This window comes from Streptomyces sp. NBC_00887, from assembly GCF_045207585.1.
The window spans coordinates 2,069,589-2,090,343 of sequence record NZ_CP108788.1 but is presented as its reverse complement, the minus strand read 5'-3'; the positions used below and the strand labels follow the sequence as shown (position 1 = coordinate 2,090,343).

The 20,755-nt window shown below is 69.3% G+C and carries 17 protein-coding genes; 10 read left to right on the top strand and 7 right to left on the bottom strand.

Going from position 1 to position 20,755, the window contains the following annotated elements:
* Nucleotides 1–4: 4 nt before the first annotated feature.
* From OG844_RS09525 to OG844_RS09510, 4 genes are all read left to right on the top strand, one after another.
* The gene (locus tag OG844_RS09525) at nucleotides 5–724 is read left to right on the top strand and encodes a YggS family pyridoxal phosphate-dependent enzyme (protein WP_406389442.1); all 720 of its coding nucleotides are present in this window, start codon (nucleotides 5–7) and stop codon (nucleotides 722–724) included.
* Nucleotides 725–851: 127 nt separating this feature from the next.
* Nucleotides 852–1,463 (top strand): cell division protein SepF, encoded by a 612-nt coding sequence (locus tag OG844_RS09520; RefSeq protein ID WP_056784116.1) that lies wholly within the window; start codon nucleotides 852–854, stop codon nucleotides 1,461–1,463.
* An 89-nt stretch (nucleotides 1,464–1,552) separates the two neighbouring features.
* Nucleotides 1,553–1,849 carry a YggT family protein gene (locus OG844_RS09515; RefSeq protein ID WP_329212022.1) on the top strand — a complete coding sequence of 99 codons (297 nt, stop codon included), beginning with the start codon at nucleotides 1,553–1,555 and terminating at the stop codon, nucleotides 1,847–1,849.
* A 49-nt stretch (nucleotides 1,850–1,898) separates the two neighbouring features.
* Nucleotides 1,899–3,017, top strand: a complete 1,119-nt coding sequence (locus tag OG844_RS09510; RefSeq protein WP_406389440.1) for a DivIVA domain-containing protein — start codon at nucleotides 1,899–1,901, stop codon at nucleotides 3,015–3,017.
* 267 nt (nucleotides 3,018–3,284) lie between these two features.
* Here OG844_RS09510 and ileS read toward each other — a convergent pair whose 3' ends face one another.
* Complete coding sequence (ileS, locus tag OG844_RS09505; RefSeq protein ID WP_406389439.1) at nucleotides 3,285–6,431, bottom strand: isoleucine--tRNA ligase; 3,147 nt, start codon at nucleotides 6,429–6,431, stop codon at nucleotides 3,285–3,287.
* Nucleotides 6,432–6,996: 565 nt separating this feature from the next.
* Here ileS and OG844_RS09500 point away from each other — a divergent pair.
* From OG844_RS09500 to OG844_RS09485, 4 genes are read left to right on the top strand one after another with little or no spacing between them, the layout of a single operon-like run.
* Nucleotides 6,997–7,818: a TraR/DksA family transcriptional regulator gene (locus tag OG844_RS09500; RefSeq protein WP_406389438.1), complete on the top strand. Its 822-nt coding sequence runs from the start codon at nucleotides 6,997–6,999 to the stop codon at nucleotides 7,816–7,818.
* Nucleotides 7,819–7,875: 57 nt separating this feature from the next.
* Complete coding sequence (lspA, locus tag OG844_RS09495) at nucleotides 7,876–8,490, top strand: signal peptidase II (RefSeq protein WP_406389437.1); 615 nt, start codon at nucleotides 7,876–7,878, stop codon at nucleotides 8,488–8,490.
* 23 nt (nucleotides 8,491–8,513) lie between these two features.
* Entirely contained in the window at nucleotides 8,514–9,455 is a 942-nt protein-coding gene (locus OG844_RS09490; protein ID WP_406389435.1) for an RluA family pseudouridine synthase, read from the top strand.
* A gap of 5 nt (nucleotides 9,456–9,460) precedes the next feature.
* A complete protein-coding gene (locus OG844_RS09485) occupies nucleotides 9,461–9,928 on the top strand; it encodes a GNAT family N-acetyltransferase (protein WP_406389434.1) in 468 nt (155 codons plus the stop codon).
* A gap of 44 nt (nucleotides 9,929–9,972) precedes the next feature.
* On the opposite strand, the gene OG844_RS09480 is transcribed toward OG844_RS09485, so the two are convergent.
* The gene (locus OG844_RS09480) at nucleotides 9,973–11,118 is read right to left on the bottom strand and encodes a mechanosensitive ion channel family protein (RefSeq protein WP_406389432.1); all 1,146 of its coding nucleotides are present in this window, start codon (nucleotides 11,116–11,118) and stop codon (nucleotides 9,973–9,975) included.
* A gap of 37 nt (nucleotides 11,119–11,155) precedes the next feature.
* Between OG844_RS09480 and OG844_RS09475 the strand changes: the two genes are divergently transcribed.
* Nucleotides 11,156–11,740, top strand: a complete 585-nt coding sequence (locus OG844_RS09475; RefSeq protein ID WP_406389431.1) for a dienelactone hydrolase family protein — start codon at nucleotides 11,156–11,158, stop codon at nucleotides 11,738–11,740.
* Nucleotides 11,741–11,852: 112 nt separating this feature from the next.
* Here OG844_RS09475 and OG844_RS09470 read toward each other — a convergent pair whose 3' ends face one another.
* The 4 genes from OG844_RS09470 to OG844_RS09455 form a co-directional block, all read right to left on the bottom strand.
* Nucleotides 11,853–13,502 carry an alkaline phosphatase D family protein gene (locus OG844_RS09470; RefSeq protein ID WP_406389430.1) on the bottom strand — a complete coding sequence of 550 codons (1,650 nt, stop codon included), beginning with the start codon at nucleotides 13,500–13,502 and terminating at the stop codon, nucleotides 11,853–11,855.
* Nucleotides 13,503–13,649: 147 nt separating this feature from the next.
* Nucleotides 13,650–14,465, bottom strand: a complete 816-nt coding sequence (locus OG844_RS09465; RefSeq protein ID WP_406389428.1) for a DsbA family protein — start codon at nucleotides 14,463–14,465, stop codon at nucleotides 13,650–13,652.
* Between the two features lie 55 nt (nucleotides 14,466–14,520).
* The gene (locus OG844_RS09460) at nucleotides 14,521–15,246 is read right to left on the bottom strand and encodes a hypothetical protein (RefSeq protein WP_406389427.1); all 726 of its coding nucleotides are present in this window, start codon (nucleotides 15,244–15,246) and stop codon (nucleotides 14,521–14,523) included.
* Nucleotides 15,247–15,291: 45 nt separating this feature from the next.
* Nucleotides 15,292–16,617, bottom strand: a complete 1,326-nt coding sequence (locus tag OG844_RS09455) for a DUF2252 domain-containing protein (protein ID WP_406389426.1) — start codon at nucleotides 16,615–16,617, stop codon at nucleotides 15,292–15,294.
* A 169-nt stretch (nucleotides 16,618–16,786) separates the two neighbouring features.
* On the opposite strand from OG844_RS09455, the gene dnaE reads away from it, so the two are divergent.
* The gene (gene dnaE, locus OG844_RS09450) at nucleotides 16,787–20,326 is read left to right on the top strand and encodes a DNA polymerase III subunit alpha (RefSeq protein ID WP_406389425.1); all 3,540 of its coding nucleotides are present in this window, start codon (nucleotides 16,787–16,789) and stop codon (nucleotides 20,324–20,326) included.
* Between the two features lie 78 nt (nucleotides 20,327–20,404).
* Here dnaE and OG844_RS09445 read toward each other — a convergent pair whose 3' ends face one another.
* Nucleotides 20,405–20,584, bottom strand: coding sequence for a hypothetical protein (locus OG844_RS09445; RefSeq protein ID WP_329212048.1), 180 nt, complete (start codon nucleotides 20,582–20,584; stop codon nucleotides 20,405–20,407).
* Between the last annotated feature and the right edge of the window lie 171 nt (nucleotides 20,585–20,755).

Sequence of the window (20,755 nt, the reverse complement as noted above, 5' to 3'; positions counted from 1 at the left end):
GGACATGACGGATCGCAGGTCTCAACTCGCGGCAAACCTGGCACAGGTGGAGGAACGCATTGTTTCCGCCTGTGCCGCGGCAGGCCGCAAGCGGGAGGAAGTGACCCTCGTCGTGGTCACCAAGACCTACCCCGCGAGCGATGTGCGGATCCTGCACGAACTCGGTGTGCGCCAGGTCGCCGAGAACCGTGATCAGGACGCGGCGCCGAAAGCTGACGCTTGTGCGGATCTGTCGCTCACATGGCACTTTGTCGGCCAGTTGCAGACGAACAAGGTTCGTTCCGTGGCCGGTTATGCCGACGTGGTGCAGTCGGTGGACCGGGTCAAACTGGTCACCGCCCTGTCGGCGGCGGCGGTGAAGGGCGGCCGCGAACTCGGCTGCCTCATCCAGGTCGCCCTGGACGCGGAGAGCGGCGAACGCGGTGACCGGGGAGGTGTCGCACCCGACGCGATCGAGGAGTTGGCCGCCGCGGTGGACGCGGCACCGGGGCTCCGGCTGGGAGGTCTGATGACCGTCGCCCCGCTCGCCGGGCCGTACGCGGGCAGGCAGCGGGCCGCGTTCGACCGGCTGATGGAATTCTCATCCCGCCTGCGCGGGAACCATCCGGCTGCGAACATGGTCTCTGCAGGGATGAGTGCGGATCTCGAGGACGCGGTGGCGGCCGGAGCGACACATGTACGCGTCGGTACGGCGGTACTCGGAGTCCGACCCCGGCTCGGGTAACGTCGCGAAGCAAGTCGGACCACAGCAGAAAATATGGTCATTCCCGCTCTGAGCGGGCAGGCCGGAGTGGATCTCGGGCACTTGGTGACACGAATGCCGATCCACCACAGAGCGGAGGACTCGGAGCATGGCCGGCGCGATGCGCAAGATGGCGGTCTACCTCGGCCTCGTGGAGGACGATGGGTACGACGGTCCGGGGTTCGACCCCGACGACGAATTCGAACCCGAACCGGAGCCGGAGCGGGACCGGAGGCGGCACCAGCCCGCGCATCAGGTGGAGCGGGAACGGGACGAACCGGTACGAGTGGTACAGCCGCCCGCGCAACGTGAGCCGGTTCAGCTCCCGGCGGAAAGCGGACGACCCGCCCGAATCGCCCCCGTGGCATCCATCACACCTGACCGCCCGAACATGGAGAAGAACGCACCGGTGATCATGCCCAAGGTCGTGTCCGAGCGGGAGCCCTACCGCATCACCACGCTGCACCCCAGGACCTACAACGAGGCCCGTACCATCGGGGAACACTTCCGTGAGGGCACTCCGGTGATCATGAACCTCACGGAGATGGACGACACGGACGCGAAGCGACTTGTCGACTTTGCCGCGGGCCTCGTCTTCGGACTCCATGGCAGCATTGAAAGGGTGACGCAGAAGGTGTTCCTGTTGTCGCCTGCTAACGTCGATGTCACGGCGGAGGACAAGGCCCGCATCGCAGAGGGCGGGTTCTTCAACCAGAGCTGAGAACACGAACAGGGATCAACCGGCCGTCAGGCCGGTGACCGGCCGGGAGGCCGGAGCTACGAAAGCCAGGGGAGAGGGAAGCGCGGGACATGGGCGTCGCACTGGATGTGGTCTATATCGCGCTGATGTGTTTCCTCATCGTGCTGATCTTCCGGCTGGTCATGGACTATGTGTTCCAGTTCGCACGATCATGGCACCCAGGCAAGGCGATGGTGGTCGTTCTCGAGGGCACTTACACTGTCACCGATCCACCGCTGAAGCTTCTGAAGCGGTTCATACCACCGTTGCGTCTCGGGGGCGTGGCACTTGACCTGTCCTTCTTCGTTCTGATGATCATCGTCTACATCCTGCTCAGCATCGTGGGCAAGCTTGCGAGCAGCGTGTGAACGATACGGTCTTGCCGACTGCCGACGACTACGTAGAGGTGAAGAAGAGATGCCGCTGACCCCCGAGGACGTGCGGAACAAGCAGTTCACGACCGTCCGCCTCCGAGAAGGCTATGACGAGGACGAGGTCGATGCCTTCCTCGACGAGGTCGAATCGGAACTGACTCGTCTGCTCCGTGAGAACGAGGACCTGCGCGCCAAGCTGGCCGCGGCCACGCGTGCCGCTGCGCAGAACCAGCAGCAGCAGGGCATGCGCAAGCCGCCGGAGCAGCAGGACCGCCCCGGTTCCCCCGTACCCGCCGCCATATCTGGCCCGCCGGTGCAGCAGCAGCCCCCGCAGATGGGTCCCCCCCAGCTGCCCGGTGGTGCTCCGCAGCTGCCTGCCGGTCCCAGTGGCCATGGCCCCCAGGGCGGCCACGGCCCGCAGGGCCAGCACGGCCCCGGCCCGATGCAGGGCGGCCCCATGGGTGGCCACCCCCAGCAGCAGCAGATGCAGCAGATGCAGCAGATGCAGCAGATGCAGCCGCCGCAGATGCAGCAGCAGGGCCCCGGTGGCGACAGTGCCGCCCGTGTCCTCTCCCTTGCTCAGCAGACCGCAGACCAGGCGATCGCGGAGGCCCGTTCCGAGGCCAACAAGATCGTCGGCGAGGCGCGCAGCCGCGCCGAGGGCCTGGAGCGGGACGCACGTGCCAAGGCGGACGCGCTGGAGCGGGACGCGCAGGAGAAGCACCGCGTGGCCATGGGCTCCCTCGAGTCGGCCCGCGCGACGCTTGAGCGCAAGGTCGAGGACCTGCGCGGCTTCGAGCGCGAGTACCGGACCCGCCTGAAGTCGTACCTGGAGAGCCAGCTGCGCCAGCTGGAGACCCAGGCCGACGACTCGCTGGCTCCGCCGCGGACCCCGGCAGCCGCTTCGCTGCCGCCGTCGGCCTCGCTGGCCCCGGCCGGCGCCGGTGCCATGGGTCACACCATGGGTGGCAACCACGGTGGGCACGGCAACCAGCAGATGGGCGGCAACCCGTCCATGGGCGGCCCCTCGTACGGCGGCCAGCAGCAGATGTCGCCCGCGATGACGCAGCCGATGGCTCCGGTCCGCCCGCAGGCGCCGCAGCCGATGCAGCAGGCGCCGTCGCCGATGCGCGGGTTCCTGATCGACGAGGACGACAACTGAGCGGTTCGCGCTCTCTGAGCGCGTAGCCGTCGGCAGGCTGAGGGCCGGGCCCCGGGATTCTTCCCGGGGCCCGGCCCTTTGCCGTGGCTGCGGGGCGTGCGGGCCGCTGCACGGGGCTCGTCCCCTGCCCACCCCTTCCCGTAACCCCCGCTCCCCCCGGACCTCCGCTCCTCAATCGCCGGAGGGGCTTGAACGGTCGGGCAAGGGGACAGGAAAGGGCCCGGCCGGAAGTTGTCCGGCCAGGCCCTCTCCTTTCCGCGCCGGGGGTCAGCTCGTCTTGCGGAGGCGGAACCTCAGGGACAGGCCCTCGTCCTCGAAGGCGGTGCCGTACGTGGGGTCGGCCTCGCCCTCGGCGTAGTCCAGGGCGAGGACCTCGTCCGCGATCAGCGACGCGTGCTCGGTCAGGGCCTCGGCCGTTGCCGGGGACGTGGACGTCCAGCGCACCGCGATACGGTCCGCGACGTCCAGGCCGCTGTTCTTGCGGGCCTCCTGGATCAGCCTGATCGCGTCACGGGCCAGACCCGCGCGCCGGAGCTCCGGGGTGATCTCGAGGTCCAGGGCGACCGTGGCGCCCGAGTCGGAGGCCACCGACCAGCCCTCGCGCGGGGTCTCGGTGATGATGACCTCGTCGGGGGAGAGGGTGATCCGCTCACCGTCGACCTCGACCGACGCGGTGCCCTCGCGCAGGGCCAGCGAGAGCGCCGCGGCGTCCGTGTCGGCGACGGCCTTGGCCACCGCCTGGACACCCTTGCCGAACCGCTTGCCCAGGGCCCGGAAGTTCGCCTTCGCCGTCGTGTCGACCAGCGAGCCGCCGACCTCGGACAGGGAGGCCAGCGAGGAGACGTTCAGCTCCTCCGTGATCTGGGCGTGCAGCTCGGCGGAGAGGGTCTCGAAGCCCGAGGCCGCGACCAGGGCGCGGGACAGCGGCTGACGGGTCTTGACGCCCGACTCGGCACGGGTGGCGCGCCCCAGCTCGACCAGGCGACGGACCAGCGCCATCTGCGTGGAGAGCGCCGGGTCGATCGCCGACAGGTCCGCCTTGGGCCAGGTGGACAGGTGCACCGACTCCGGGGCGTCCGGGGTGACCGGGGCGATCAGGTCCTGCCAGACCCGCTCCGTGATGAACGGGGTCAGGGGGGCCATCAGCCGGGTGACCGTCTCGACGACCTCGTGCAGCGTGCGCAGGGCCGCCTTGTCGCCCTGCCAGAAGCGGCGGCGCGAGCGGCGTACGTACCAGTTGGACAGGTCGTCGACGAACGAGGACAGCAGCTTGCCGGCGCGCTGGGTGTCGTAGCTCTCCAGCGCCTGGGTGACCTGGTCCACCAGGGCGTTCAGCTCGCTCAGCAGCCAGCGGTCCAGGACCGTGCGCCCGTCCGGTGCGGGATCCGCAGCGGACGGCGCCCAGCCCGAGGTACGGGCGTACAGGGCCTGGAAGGCGACCGTGTTCCAGTAGGTCAGGAGCGTCTTGCGGACGACCTCCTGGATCGTGCCGTGGCCCACGCGGCGTGCCGCCCACGGGGAACCGCCGGCCGCCATGAACCAGCGCACGGCGTCGGCGCCGTGCTGGTCCATGAGCGGGATCGGCTGGAGGATGTTCCCGAGGTGCTTGGACATCTTGCGGCCGTCCTCGGCGAGGATGTGGCCGAGGCAGACCACGTTCTCGTAACTGGACTTGTCGAAGACGAGCGTGCCGACCGCCATCAGCGTGTAGAACCAGCCGCGGGTCTGGTCGATGGCCTCCGAGATGAACTGCGCCGGGTAGCGGCTCTCGAAGATCTCCTTGTTCTTGTAGGGGTAGCCCCACTGGGCGAACGGCATGGAGCCCGAGTCGTACCAGGCGTCGATGACCTCGGGGACGCGGTACGCCTCCAGCTGGCAGTTCTCCTGCGAGCACGTGAACGTGATCTCGTCGATGAACGGACGGTGCGGGTCCAGGTCCGACTGGTCGGCGCCGGTGAGCCCGGAGAGCTCGGCGCGGGAGCCCACACAGGTCAGGTGGTTGTCCTCGCAGCGCCAGATGGGCAGCGGGGTGCCCCAGTAGCGGTTGCGGGACAGGGCCCAGTCGACGTTGTTGTTCAGCCAGTCGCCGAAGCGGCCGGTCTTGACCGAGTCAGGGAACCAGTTGGTCTTCTCGTTCTCCTCGAGAAGCCGGTCCTTGACGGCCGTCGTGCGGATGTACCAGGACGGCTGCGCGTAGTAGAGCAGCGCGGTGTGGCAGCGCCAGCAGTGCGGGTAGCTGTGCTCGTACGGGACATGGCGGAAGAGCTTCCCGCGGGCGTCCAGGTCCGCGGTGAGCGCCTCGTCGGCCTTCTTGAAGAAGACGCCGCCGACCAGCGGCAGGTCTTCCTCGAAGGTGCCGTCGGGGCGGACCGGGTTCACGACCGGGAGGCCGTAGGAGCGGCAGACGACGAGGTCGTCGGCGCCGAACGCGGGGGACTGGTGGACCAGACCCGTACCGTCCTCGGTCGTGACGTACTCGGCGTTGACGACGTAGTGGGCCTCGGCCGGGAAGTCGACGAGCTGGAACGGGCGCTCGTACGTCCAGCGCTCCATCTCGCGGCCGGTGAAGGACCGGCCCGTGAGCTCCCAGCCCTCGCCGAGGGCCTTCTCGACCAGCGGCCGGGCGACGACCAGTTTCTCCTCGCCGTCCGTAGCGACGACGTAGGTGACGTCCGGGTGCGCGGCGACGGCGGTGTTGGAGACCAGGGTCCAGGGGGTGGTCGTCCAGACCAGGAGGGCCGCCTCACCGGCCAGAGGGCCGCTCGTGAGGGGGAAGCGCACGAAGACCGAGGGGTCGACGACCGTCTCGTAGCCCTGGGCCAGCTCGTGGTCGGAGAGGCCGGTGCCGCAGCGCGGGCACCAGGGGGCGACGCGGTGGTCCTGGACCAGGAGGTCCTTGTCGAAGATCTCCTTCAGGGACCACCACACGGAGTCGACGTACTCCGGGTCCATCGTGCGGTAGGCGTCGTCGAGGTCGACCCAGTAGCCCATGCGGGTCGTGAGCTCGGTGAAGGCGTCGGTGTGGCGGGTCACGGACTCACGGCACCTGGCGTTGAACTCGGCGATGCCGTACGCCTCGATGTCCTTCTTGCCGTTGAAGCCCAGCTCCTTCTCGACCGCGAGCTCCACCGGCAGGCCGTGACAGTCCCAGCCGGCCTTGCGGCCGACGTGGTAGCCCTGCATGGTGCGGAAGCGGGGGAAGACGTCCTTGAAGACGCGGGCCTCGATGTGGTGGGCCCCGGGCATGCCGTTGGCGGTCGGCGGGCCCTCGTAGAAGACCCACTCGGGGCGGCCCTCGGACTGTTCGAGGCTCTTGGTGAAGACCTTGCTGTCACGCCAGAAGTCGAGCACGGCGTGCTCGAGGGCGGGCAGGTCGACCTGGGCGGGTACCTGGCGGTACTGCGGCGATGTCATGTGCGGGCTTCCTCCGGCGGACGTCTTCCACTTCCGTCGGAGGGACGAGAACCGGCAGGCTCCCGCGGTACCACCCTCCTTGGCCCCGGGCATGCGCCCGTGACCCCCTCATTGGGGTCGCGATGCCGGGTCTACTCGCCTTGCGCCCGGGGGCGGAGCCCAGGGTCCAAAGCTTTCTTCCGGCGGCTCCGGGGTGATCTTCACGACGTGCTCGCCCCCGGGCTCCCACCGTCCCCGGGTCGCTGCGGGCTGCGTACGACGCTACTCGTCCCATCCATGCCTCTCGCTGCGGCCAGTGTACGGGCCCGTACGGGCGGCGGCCGACCGGTTTACCGGCGGGGTGCGGCGTGACCCGAATGGCCAGACGGGGCGGAGGGAGTCCTGGCGGGCCGGTCAGGAGCGGATTACCGCGCGGGCAGCTGGGCACAACGGTTGCAGGCGCGTCACGACCCGGGCACGGGGAGGGGCGAACCGGCGGCGTGCCCCGTTGCCGTGGGGCTGGAGTCGATTTATCGTCCCAGCACGATTCGCGTGCAAGATCACAATATGTGAAGGGGCCGCGGCGATGGTGGCGAAGAAGACCGCCGTAACAGGAACGGCGTCGGCGAGATCCACGGGTCCGGTGGCCGAGGAGACGACCGGGAGGACAGCGAAGAAGGCGGCGAAAATGGCGGCCAGGAAGGCGGCAGGGAAGACCGTGGCCGAGGAGGCCGCGGCCGGGCCGCCCGACGGGACGAGCGCCGCGAAGAAGACGGCGGCCGGGCCGCCGGACGAGAAGGAACGGGCCGATCGGGCTCCGGCGCACCACGGGCCGGCGAAGAAGAGCGCAGCCAAGAAGGCTTCGAAGAAGGCCACGGGGGCGGCCCAGGCCGCCGAGCAGACAGGAGCCCACACGGTGGTAGCGAAGAAGAGCGCCGGCCGGACCACGGCGGTAGGAAAGGGCGGTGCCACAGCGGTGCCGCCGGCCCGGGTGGCCGCCGCGACGGCGCCCGGCGAGCTGGCGGTCAGGCCGGGGGAGGACCCCTGGACCCCCGAAGAGGTCGCGGAGGCGAGGACGGAGCTGTCCAGCGAGGTCATCCGGCTGCGCAACGAGCTGGAGGCATCGGGAGCGGCGCTGGCCGGGCTGATGCGGGACTCCGGCGACGGGGCGGGTGACGACGAGGCGGACACCGGCACCAAGAACATCACGCGCGAGCACGAGCTGTCCCTGGCCGCCAACGCCCAGGAGATGCTGGAACAGACCGAACGCGCCCTCGCCAGGCTCGACGCGGGGACGTACGGGCTGTGCGAGATCTGCGGCGACCCGATCGGCAAGGCGCGCATGCAGGCGTTCCCCCGGGCCACCCTCTGCGTCGAGGACAAACAGAAGCAGGAGCGACGCGGCTGACCGGGACGGTGTGTCGTACCCTCGTCCTCAGTCAGGCACCTAGGTTGAGGGACTCACGTGGCAGAGGCGGAGCGCATCATCGGTACGCCGGATATCCCCGATGCCGAGGGGGCTGACGGGGCAGAGCCCCAGCAGCCCTCCGAGGGAGCGACTCGGGCCGGGAGCGACGACACGGGCGGCGGCAGGGGCAGGCGGAAGATCCTCGTGCTCTTCGTCGTGGCCGTGATCGCCTACCTCCTGGACCTGGTCAGCAAGATGATCGTGGTCGCGAAGCTGGAGCACCAGGAGCCCATCGAGATCTTCGGCGACTGGCTGAAGCTCGACGCCATCCGGAACGCGGGTGCCGCGTTCGGGATGGGTGAGGCGTTCACGGTGATCTTCACGGCCATCGCCGCGGTCGTGATCGTGGTGATCGCCAGGCTCGCGCGCAAGCTCTACAGCCTGCCCTGGGCCATCGCCCTCGGGCTGCTGCTCGGCGGAGCGCTCGGCAACCTCACCGACCGCATCTTCCGCGCACCGGGCGTCTTCGAGGGCGCGGTGGTGGACTTCATCGCCCCCGCGCACTTCGCCGTCTTCAACCTCGCCGACTCCGCGATCGTCTGCGGCGGGATCCTGATCGTGATCCTTTCCTTCAAGGGCCTGGACCCCGACGGCACCGTGCACAAGGACTAGTGGGCGCAAGGCATACTCGACAGGTGAGTACGCATCCCGAGGTCCGCACCCTGCCCGTACCCGACGGTCTGGAAGGCGAGCGTGTAGACGCCGCCATCTCCAGGATGTTCGGTTTCTCCCGTACCAAGGCCGCCGAGCTGGCCGCAGCCGGGAAGGTCCAGGTGGACGGTGCGGTGGCCGGGAAGTCCGAGCGGGTGCACGGCGGCGCCTGGCTGGAAGTGGAGATGCCCCAGGCATCCGCTCCGGTCCAGATCGTTGCCGAGCCCGTCGAGGGCATGGAGATCGTGCACGACGACGACGACATCGTCGTGATCATGAAGCCTGTCGGCGTCGCCGCCCACCCCAGCCCCGGCTGGACCGGCACCACGGTCATCGGCGGCCTCGCCGCAGCCGGCTACCGGATCTCCACGTCGGGTGCCGCCGAGCGCCAGGGCATCGTGCACCGGTTGGACGTCGGCACGTCCGGGCTGATGGTCGTCGCCAAGTCCGAGCGGGCCTACACCCTGCTCAAGGCCCAGTTCCGCGACCGGGTCGTCGAGAAGAAGTACCACGCGCTGGTCCAGGGCCACCCGGACCCGATGAGCGGCACCATCGACGCCCCCATCGGGCGTCACCCCCAGCACGACTACAAGTGGGCCGTCACCGCCGAGGGCAAGCCCTCCGTGACGCACTACGACCTCATCGAGGCCTACCGCGCCGCCAGCCTGCTGGACATCAAGCTGGAGACCGGGCGCACCCACCAGATCCGGGTGCACATGTCCGCCCACCGCCACCCCTGCGTCGGCGACCTGACCTACGGCGCCGACCCGACCATGGCCAAGCGCCTCGGTCTGACCCGTCAGTGGCTGCACGCGGTCCGGCTCGGCTTCGAGCACCCCTCGGACGGCAGCTGGGTCGAGTTCTCCAGCACCTACCCGGACGACCTGCGCCACGCCCTCGAGACGATCGCGGCCGAGAGCGAGTGAGCCCCGTGTCCGCCCCGTACAGCACCCGCAGGGCCGTCGAGGAGAACGATCTCTCGGCCTGCTTCCAGGTGCGCAAGAACGTCTTCGTCGGTGAACAGCAGGTGCCCGAGGAGATCGAGTACGACGCCTACGACGCCGACGCGGTCCACGTCCTCGCCGTTGCGGCGGACGGCTCCGCGCTCGGTACGGGCAGGCTGCTGCACGGCTCCGCAGCGGAGGGCAAGACCGGCGGCGCCGAAGCCGTCGGCTCCCTCGGCAGGCTCGCCGTGACCCGCGAGGCGCGCGGCCTCGGGGTCGGTGCCGCGCTCGTGCGCGCCATCGAGGACGAGGCACGCGCCCTCGGCCTGACCGCCGTCGACCTGCACGCCCAGACCCATGCGCTCGGCTTCTACGAGCGGCTCGGGTACGTGGCGTACGGCCCCGAGTTCCCGGATGCCGGAATGCCGCACCGGGCGATGCGCCGCACGCTCTGACCGCGGCGCCCGCCCGAGGCGCCCGACGGCGCCCGTACGGGCGGTCAGCCGCGGCCCGTGCGCGGGGCCCTGCCGGGGGCCGGCACCCGGCCGTCGGGACGGTCCCGGCCGCCGTCCTGCGCACCCGTCAGCTCCGGCCAGTGGTCGCCCGGCGGCAGCACAGCGGGCGACGTCACGATCCGCGGCAGCGCGTACGGATGGTGGTCACGCAGCCAGCCGACGAGCTGCTCACGCACGGCACAGCGCACCGTCCAGATGTCGTCCGCGTCCTTCGCGGTGACCACGGCCCGTACCTCGATCGTCGACGCCGTGGTGTCCGTGACGGCCAGTGACCAGTCGCGGCCGTCCCAGGAGGCGCACTCGCCGAGGATCTCGCGCAGCCGTTCACGCATCGCGGCGACCGGCGCCGAGTGGTCGAGCTGGAAGAAGACCGTGCCGGTCATCTGGACCCCGCCGCGCGACCAGTTCTCGAACGGCTTGCTGGTGAAGTACGACACCGGCATGGTGATCCGCCGCTCGTCCCAGGTCCGCACGGCGAGGAAGGTCAGGGTGATCTCCTCCACGGTGCCCCACTCGCCGTCCACCACCACGGTGTCGCCGATCCGGACCATGTCACCGAAAGCGATCTGGAAGCCGGCGAAGAGGTTGCCGAGCGTCGACTGGGCCGCCACACCGGCGACGATGCCGAGGACACCGGCGGAGGCCAGCATCGAGGTGCCGACGGTGCGCATCGCCGGGAAGGTCAGCAGCATCGCCGCGACCGCGACCGTCGCCACCACGGCGGTGATCACACGCTGGATCAGCGTGACCTGGGTCCGGACCCGGCGGACCCGGGCCGGGTCGCGGGTGGACGTCGCGTAGCGGGCGTACGAGGACTGGACGACGGTGGCGGCTACGCGGATCACCAGCCAGGCCGAGGCCGCGATCAGCACCAGGGTCAGGACCTGGCCGATCGCGGCCCGGTTCTCCCGCACGACGTCGAGCCGGAGCTGGCCGTAGCTGGCCCTCAGCAGCGCCGTGCAGAGCACCACCTGCAAGGGCGGACGACAGAGGCGCAGCAGACCCCAGACGGGCGTCTCGTGGTGCCTGCTGTCGGCACGCCGCAGCAAGAGATCGACCAGCCAGCCCACCAGCAGAGTGATCATCAGCGATCCGCCCACCACGAGCAGCGGTCGCACTACGTTCTCCATTCCCCGGTCCTCCAAGCGTTGGGGCACAGCTGGCACCATGGACGTCATGAACATCATGCTTTTCCACTCGACCTACGGTCTGCGGCCCGCTGTGCACGCGGCTGCCGACCGGCTGCGTGCAGCCGGGCATGAGGTGCGCGTGCCCGATCTCTTCGAGGGGCACACCTACGACACCGTCGAGGAAGGAATGGCCTTCAAGGACCAGGTGGGCAAGGACGAGCTCCTGAAGCGCGCCGTGCTGGCCGCCGCACCCTATTCCGACCAGGGCCTCGTGTACGCGGGCTTCTCCTTCGGGGCGTCGGTGGCGCAGACCCTCGCGCTCGGCGACGCCAAGGCGCGCGGGCTGCTGATGCTCCACGGCACGTCGGACATCGCGGAAAACGCCTCGGTGGACGAACTACCGGTGCAGCTGCACGTCGCCGACCCCGATCCGTTCGAGTCGCACGACTGGCTGAACAGCTGGTACCTCCAGATGCAGCGGACCGGCGCGGACGTCGAGGTCTACCGCTACCCCGGGGCGGGGCACCTGTTCACCGACCCGGAACTGCCCGACTACGACGAGGAGTCGGCCGAGCTGGCCTGGAAGGTCGGGCTCGGGTTCCTCGCCACGCTCCAGGCATGAGGGAGGGCCCCGCACCTCGGTGCGGGGCCCCTTGCGTCGCTCCTCGGCCTTCGCGACCGAAGGGGCCTGTGCGACCGGGCCTTCGCGACCCGGACCTGGCTCCTCGGTGCGGTCAGCGCACAGGGGCGTCGGCCCGTTCGATCTTCTGGGTCCCGCTGCGGGTGCGGTACGAGCGGACCCAGGACGCGGTCGCGTCCTTCTTCGTCTTGTCCGAGATCACGTAGTAGTCCATCTGCGACCGTTCGGCTGTCACGTCGAGGACGCCGTAGCCGTGCGAGTCCAGGTCGATCCACTTCACATGGCGGTTGGCGGCCTTGACCGCCGCCGCGGCGACCACCGAGACGGTCTGGGGCGCCACCCGGAGGATGTCGTCCAGGTTGTCCGAAGTCACCGAGGTCACCACGAACTCGGTGGCCGCCGATGCCGACAGCGGGTAGGTCGCGGCCTTCACGGGGACGTCGTTGGCCCACGCCATGTGGATGTCACCGGTCAGGAAGACCGTGTTGGTCACCGACCGGTCCCGCAGATGCGAGATCAGCTCCTTGCGGTCGGCCGTGTAGCCGTCCCACTGGTCGACGTTGACCGCGAGCCCCTCCCCGGGAAGTCCCAGCAACTCCGCGAGCGGTGCCAGCAGATGGGCCGGCAGCGCGCCGAACGCGACCGGCGAGATCATCACCGAGGTACCGACCAGCTTCCACCTGGCGTCCGATCCGGCCAGCCCGGCCTTCAACCAGTCCAGTTGCGCCCGTCCGGTGATCGAGCGCTCGGGGTCGTCGACCGCGCCGTCGCCGATGGACGCCTGCTCGGAGCGGAAGCTGCGCAGGTCGAGCAGGTGCAGCTCGGCCAGGCTGCCGAAGCTCAGACGCCGGTAGACGGTGCCCTCGGTGGAGGCGCGCACCGGCATCCACTCGAAGTACGCCTGCTTCGCGGCGGCGACCCGTGTCGCCCAGGCGCCCTCGGTGCCCGGGGTGTGGTTCTCCGCACCTCCCGACCACGCGTCGTTCGCGAACTCGTGGTCGTCCCAGATCGCGATCACCGGGTGGGCGGCGTGCAGCGACTGGAGGTCGGTGTCCGTCTTGTACGTGCCGTGCCTGGTCCGGTAGTCGGCGAGGGTGAGGATCTCGTGGAGCGGGGCGTGGGGGCGTACGACGGTGTCCTGGGTCGGATAACTGGCCGACGCGTACTCGTAGATGTAGTCACCCAGGTGGAGAACGGCGTCCAGGTCGGCGCGGGCCGCGAGATGCCGGTACGGGGAGAACCAGCCGGCCTCCCAGTTGGCGCAGGACACCACGCCGAAGCGGATCCCCGGGGCGGCCGTGCCCGCGGCGGGAGCCGTGCGGGTGCGGCCGACGGGGGAGCGGACCGGTTCCCCGCCGCCCGCGGAGAAGCGGAAGTAGTACGTCGTCGCGGGGCGCAGTCCACGGACGTCGGCCTTGACCGTGTGGTCGGAGGCGGCCTTCGAGACGGCCGTGCCCTGCGCGGCTATCCGGGAGAACGCCCTGTCCTCGGCGATCTCCCAGCGCACCGCCGTATCGGCGCCGCGGCCGGAGCCGGGCACGGCGTCGGCGGTGGGAGTGACACGGGTCCAGAGCAGGATGCCGTCGGGCAGGGGATCGCCCGAGGCCACGCCGTGCAGGAAGGCCGGGGGCTCTGCGGCCCGGGCACTCGTGGCGGATGCGAGCACGGGGGCGGCGACCGCTGTGGCGGCGGCGGCTCTGACGACCGTGCGGCGGCTGGGTGCGGAAAGATGTCGACTGGTCACGGACGATCACCCTACTGGCGGGTAGGGCGAACAGGCGGGCGAACAAAGGAAGTTCGCCCGCCTGTTGGGTATTCGCCGCCCGGAGTTACGCCCGGGATGCCCCCGGGGCCGCAGGTTCTCCCGCCGGCCCCAGGGTTCGTGGGCCGGTCAGCCCTTCAGTGCCTTGGTGATCGCCGCGTTGAACTCGGCCACCGTCATGGGCGCGTTCTTGCTGCCCTCGGCGGTGACGGTCTCGCCGTCCATCTTCAGCGTCGGCGTGCCCTCGACCCCGCTCTTGTCGAACGTCTCGGACATCTTCATCGCCCAGGCGTCGTACGTACCGTCCTCGACGTCCTTCCGGAACGCGGTGTTGCCCTTCAGCGCGTCCACCGAGTCCGCCACCTCGATCAGGTAGCTGTCCTTGGCGAACTTGTCCTGGCTCTCCTCGGGGTGGTACTTCGCCGAGTACAGCGCGGCCTTGTAGTCCAGGAAGGCCTCGGGGCTCACATCGAGCGCCGCACCCAGCGCACTCAGGGCGTTCTTGGAGCCCTCGCCGTTGTCGGAGTTGTCGATGAAGGTCGCGCCGAGGTACTTGATCTTGTACTTGCCGGCGTCGACGTCCTTGGCGACCGTCTCGCCCACCGTCTGCTCGAGCGTGGCGCAGATCGGGCAGCGCGAGTCCTCGTACAGCTCCAGGGTCTTCTTGGCGGTCGACTCGCCGATGACGACGGTCGTGCCGTCGTCGCCCGAGGTGTTCTTCGGCGCGGTCACGTTCTTCGCGTCCGCGGCCGCCTCCCAGCCGGAGGGCTTGTTCAGCTGCATCACGCCGTAGCTGACGCCACCCGCGATCGCCAGCACGGCGACCACGGAGACGCCGACGACGACCTGCTTGCGGACCTTGTCCTTCTTGGACTGGCGCTCGCGCTCGACGCGCAGCCGCTCACGGGCGGCTGACTTGTTGGCCTGGCTGTTGCGGTTGCTCATGGCTGTTTCTCCGTGTGTACGTGTGGGGTGTCCGGGGTCTGCCGCGTGCTCGTGCTCAGGAAAGGGCACAGGCCGGGAGCGGCGGTCCCCTCCGTCCCACGGAGTGCACGAGGAGGCGGGCCGGGAAGAGCGGGTCGGCCCGTCCGCCGGAGCGCGCGTCGCGCCGTGCGTGGTGCCGGGTGCTCCCCAGCACGGCGACGGCGGTCAGCAGCGGCCGGAACGCGGCCGCGGCCGCCGCGCGCAGCACCCCAGCCAGCGCGGACTCGCCGCGCCGCAGCCAGGCCGCGGCCAGCAGGCCCACGGTCACGTGCGCGGCGAGCAGCAGCCACGGCACGGCAGGGCCGGGCGAGGCCAGCAGGGCGGCCGCGCGGTCGCCCGTGCCGGTCACCCCCGCCAGCGGTGTACCGACCGCGGCCACGCCCGCGAGATGCGAGGAACCCGTGCCCGCCCCGCCACCGCACAGCACGTCGACGCCCACGGAGCGCAGCGGACCCGCGATCGGGCCGCCCGCCGCCCCGTAACAGAGGTGCTGTCCGGTGGTGAACACGGTGTCGGCGGCCAGCTCCAGCGGAACCAGCAGCCCGGCGATCGCCCCGAAACTGCGCTCCCGGCCCGCCAGCGCGAACGCCACGGCGAAGACGGCCCCGGCCAGCAGGACGACCGCCGTCAGCGGCAGCGGAACCCGGGAGAGCAGCACGTGGGACGCGGAGGAGAGCGTGACGACGAGCGCGGTGAACAGCGCCGCGCGTACCGCTCTGATCTGCGTCCCTGATACGTCCATCGCCGGAGAGTGTGTCATGTGAACCTGTAAGCGAGCCCTAAGGACCTACAGGCCGGGGATGCGGCCGTTGCGGAAGAGGTCCACGAAGATCTGATGATCGGTACGGGCGCGGGCGCCGTAGCTGTGCGCGAAGTCGACCAGGAGCTCCGCGAAGCCCTTCTCGTCCGCCGCGATCGCCGCGTCGATCGCACGCTCCGTGGAGAAGGGGACCAGCGAGTGCCCGCTCTCGTCGTCCGCCGCCGAGTGCATCGTCGCCGTCGCCCGGCCGAGGTCGGCGACGACCGCCGCGATCTCCTCCGGCTCGTCGATGTCGGACCAGTCCAGATCGACCGCGTACGGCGAGACCTCGGCGACCAGCTGACCCGCCCCGTCCAGCTCCGTCCAGCCCAGCCACGGGTCGGCGTGCGCCTGAAGGGCGCGCTGTGAGATCACCGTGCGGTGGCCCTCGTGCTGGAAGTAGTCCCGCACGGCCGCGTCCGTGACGTGCCGGGAGACCGCCGGGGTCTGCGCCTGCTTCAGGTAGATCACCACATCGTTCTCCAGGGCGTCGCTGTTGCCCTCCAGGAGGATGTTGTACGAGGGCAGGCCCGCCGACCCGATACCGATGCCGCGACGTCCGACGACGTCCTTGACCCGGTAGGAGTCCGGCCGGGCCAGGCTCGACTCGGGCAGCGTCTCCAGATAGCCGTCGAACGCGGCGAGCACCTTGTAGCGTGTCGCGGCGTCCAGGTCGATCGCACCGCCGCCGGCGGCGAAGCGGCGCTCGAAGTCCCTGATCTCGGTCATCGAGTCCAGCAGCCCGAAACGGGTCAGGGACCGCGCATCACGCAGTGCGTCGAGCAGCGGGCCCTCGGCGGTGTCCAGGGTGAAGGGCGGCACCTCGTCGTTCTTCGCACCCGTCGCCAGGGCGTGGATCCGCTCCCGGTAGGCCGCGGCGTAGACCCGGACGAGCTCGGTGATCTGGTCGTCGCTCAGCGCCTTCGCGTAACCGATCAGGGCGACGGAGGCGGCGAAGCGCTTGAGGTCCCAGGTGAAGGGAGCTACGAAGGCTTCATCGAAGTCGTTGACGTTGAACACCAGTCGGCCATTGGCGTCCATGTAAGTTCCGAAGTTCTCCGCATGCAGATCGCCGTGTACCCACACCCGGCTGGTGCGCTCGTCGAGGTACGGCCCGCTGCGCTGCTCACGGTCCAGATCGGCGTAGAACAGCCCGGCCGAGCCGCGGTAGAAGGCGAAGGCCGAGCCCGCCATCTTTCGGAACTTCACCCGGAAAGCGGCGGGATCGGCGGCCAGGAGCTCGCCGAAGGCGGTGTCGAAAACGGCAAGGATCTGCTCCCCGCGCTGCTCGCCGCTGGGCTGCGTGTCCGACATCGCTGGGTGCCTCCTGCTACATGGCGTTCATGACAAATGGGGCGGGTGGCCCCGCCCTTCCAACGCGCGACCGTACCCCGGAGTGCCCGTCGCCTGTCACCTCCAAGACGTAGACTTCCCCGCTGTCCCCCCAAGCCGTCATCGCCAGTTTTCCCGGAGGCACCGCGCCGTGACCAAGCCGCCATTCACGCACCTGCACGTCCACACCCAGTACTCGCTGCTGGACGGTGCCGCGCGGCTCAAGGACATGTTCGAGGCGTGCAACGAGATGGGCATGTCGCACATCGCGATGACCGACCACGGCAACCTCCACGGTGCCTACGACTTCTTCCACTCGGCGAAGAAGGCCGGGGTGACGCCCATCATCGGGATCGAGGCCTATGTCGCCCCCGAGTCGCGCAAGCACAAGCGCAAGGTCCAGTGGGGCCAGCCGCACCAGAAGCGCGACGACGTGTCCGGATCCGGCGGCTACACCCACAAGACGATCTGGGCGGCGAACAGCACCGGGCTGCACAACCTCTTCAAGCTGTCCTCGGACGCGTACGCCGAGGGCTGGCTGCAGAAGTGGCCGCGTATGGACAGGGAGACCATCTCCCAGTGGTCCGAAGGCCTGATCGCGTCCACCGGATGCCCCTCCGGCGAGGTGCAGACCCGGCTGCGGCTCGGACAGTTCGACGAGGCGGTCCAGGCGGCCTCCGACTACAAGGACATCTTCGGCGAGGACAGGTACTTCCTGGAGCTGATGGACCACGGCATCGAGATCGAGCGCCGGGTCCGTGACGGGCTCCTCGAAATCGGCAAGAAGCTGAACATCCCGCCGCTCGTGACGAACGACTCGCACTACACCTACGCCAGCGAGGCGACGGCGCACGACGCCCTGCTGTGCATCCAGACCGGCAAGAACCTCTCCGACCCGGACCGCTTCCGCTTCGACGGCACCGGCTACTACCTGAAGACGACGGACGAGATGTACGGCGTCGACTCCTCCGACGCCTGGCAGCAGGGCTGCGCCAACACCCTGCTGGTCGCGCAGCAGATCGACACCGCGGGCATGTTCGAGAAGCGCGACCTGATGCCGAAGTTCGACATCCCGGAGGGCTTCACCGAGATCACCTGGTTCCAGGAAGAGGTCCGGGTCGGCATGGGCCGCCGCTACCCCGGGGGTGTCCCCGAGGACCGGCAGAAGCAGGCCGAGTACGAGATGGACATCATCATCCAGATGGGGTTCCCGGGGTACTTCCTCGTCGTCGCCGACTTCATCATGTGGGCCAAGAACAACGGCATCGCGGTCGGCCCCGGCCGAGGCTCCGCCGCCGGTTCGATCGTCGCGTACGCCATGGGCATCACCGACCTCGACCCGATCACGCACGGACTGATCTTCGAGCGGTTCCTCAACCCCGAGCGTGTCTCCATGCCCGATGTCGACATCGACTTCGACGAGCGCCGGCGCGTCGAAGTGATCAGGTACGTGACCGAGAAGTACGGCGCCGACAAGGTCGCCATGATCGGCACCTACGGCAAGATCAAGGCCAAGAACGCGATCAAGGACTCCGCCCGCGTCCTCGGCTACCCGTACGCGATGGGCGACCGCCTCACCAAGGCCATGCCCGCCGACGTCCTCGGCAAGGGCATCGACCTCAACGGCATCACCGACCCGAAGCACCCGCGCTACAGCGAGGCGGGCGAGATCCGGGGGATGTACGAGAACGAGCCGGACGTCCAGAAGGTCATCGACACGGCGAAGGGCGTCGAGGGCCTCGTCCGGCAGATGGGTGTGCACGCGGCCGGCGTGATCATGTCCAGCGAGCCCATCGTCGACCACGCCCCGATCTGGGTGCGGCACACCGACGGCGTCACGATCACGCAGTGGGACTACCCGCAGTGCGAGTCGCTCGGCCTGCTCAAGATGGACTTCCTGGGCCTGCGCAACCTGACGATCATGGACGACGCCATCAAGATGGTGAAGGCCAACAAGGGTGTCGACCTGGAGATGCTCGCGCTCCCGCTGGACGACCCCAAGACGTACGAGCTGCTGTGCCGCGGTGACACGCTCGGGGTGTTCCAGTTCGACGGCGGGCCGATGCGCTCGCTGCTGCGCCAGATGCAGCCCGACAACTTCGAGGACATTTCCGCCGTCTCGGCCCTGTACCGGCCGGGCCCGATGGGAATGAACTCCCACACGAACTACGCCGAGCGCAAGAACGCCCGGCAGGAGATCACCCCGATCCACCCGGAGCTGGAGGAGCCCCTCAAGGAGGTCCTCGGGCTCACCTACGGCCTGATCGTCTACCAGGAGCAGGTACAGAAGGCCGCCCAGATCGTCGCCGGGTACTCGCTCGGCGAGGCCGACATCCTGCGCCGCGTTATGGGCAAGAAGAAGGCCGACGAGCTCGCGAAGAACTTCGTCCTCTTCGAGGCGGGCGCCAAGAAGAACGGCTTCTCCGACGCGGCGATCAAGGCCCTGTGGGACGTCCTGGTCCCGTTCGCCGGATACGCGTTCAACAAGGCGCACTCCTCCGCGTACGGCCTGGTCACCTACTGGACCGCGTACCTCAAGGCGAACTACCCCGCCGAGTACATGGCCGCGCTGCTCACCTCCGTCAAGGACGACAAGGACAAGTCCGCGGTCTACCTCAACGAGTGCCGCCGCATGGGCATCAAGGTGCTCCCGCCCAACGTCAACGAGTCCGAGTCGAACTTCGCGGCCCAGGGCGACGACGTGATCCTCTTCGGTCTCACCGCCGTACGGAACGTCGGCCAGAACGTCGTCGACTCGATCATCCGGTGCCGCAAGGCGAAGGGGAAGTACTCCAGCTTCCCGGACTTCCTGGACAAGGTCGAAGCGGTCGTCTGCAACAAGCGCACCGTCGAGTCGCTCATCAAGGCAGGCGCCTTCGACGAGATGGGCCACACCCGCAAGGGCCTGGTGGCCCACCACGAGCCGATGATCGACAACGTGGTGCAGGTCAAGCGCAAGGAGGCCGAGGGTCAGTTCGACCTCTTCGGCGGCATGGGCGAGGCGGAGAGCGACGAGCCGGGCTTCGGCCTCGACGTGGAGTTCTCCGACATCGAGTGGGAGAAGTCCTACCTGCTCGCACAGGAACGGGAGATGCTCGGCCTCTACGTCTCCGACCACCCGCTCTTCGGCATCGAGCACGTGCTGTCCGACAAGTCCGACGCCGCGATCTCGCAGCTCACCGGGGGAGAGCACGCCGACGGTGCGATCGTCACCATCGGCGGCATCATCTCCGGGCTCCAGCGCAAGATGACCAAGCAGGGCAACGCCTGGGCCATCGCCACGGTCGAGGACCTGGCGGGCTCCATCGACTGCATGTTCTTCCCCGCCACCTACCAGCTGGTCTCCACCCAGCTCGTCGAGGACACCGTCGTCTTCGTCAAGGGACGCCTCGACAAGCGCGAGGACGTACCCCGTCTCGTCGCCATGGAGATGCAGGTTCCCGACATCTCGTCGGCCGGGACCAATGCGCCGGTCGTGCTGACCATCCCCACGGTCAAGATCACCCCGCCCATGGTCAGCCGGCTCGGCGAGGTCCTGAGCAGCCACCGGGGCGACACCGAGGTGCGCATCAGGCTCCAGGGCCCCCGCAAGACCACGGTGCTGCGGCTCGACCGGCACCGCGTCAAGCCCGATCCGGCGCTCTTCGGTGACCTGAAGGTGCTGCTCGGTCCGTCCTGCCTGGCCGGCTGACAGCCCGCCCGGACCTGCGAGAGGGGCGCCCCGCCAGTGGCGGGGCGCCCCTCTCGGCCTGTCGGCCCTAAGGAACCGTCAGTTGTGACCGAAGCGCCGCTGGTGCTTACGGGCAACATCAGAAGGGCTGCCCTGGGCCTGCGACTGCGGCTGGGTCTGCGACTCGTAGGCCGTCGACTTCGCCTCCTCCGCACCACGCTCCGCGGCGGACGCGCGGTCGTGCTGGCTGCCCTGCTTACGGTTCTTGTTCTTGGCCATGGTGATGCCTCCTGTGGGGAATCTCGGGGCCAGGACCGATGTCAGACTCACATACCACCCCATAAGCCGCATGTTGGATCATTACCCAGCGTAGTCCGGGCGGTATCATGCGCCGTTTCCCGGATCCGCCACGCCGATGATCGAGTTCCGGACCTTAACCCTCGTACGGTC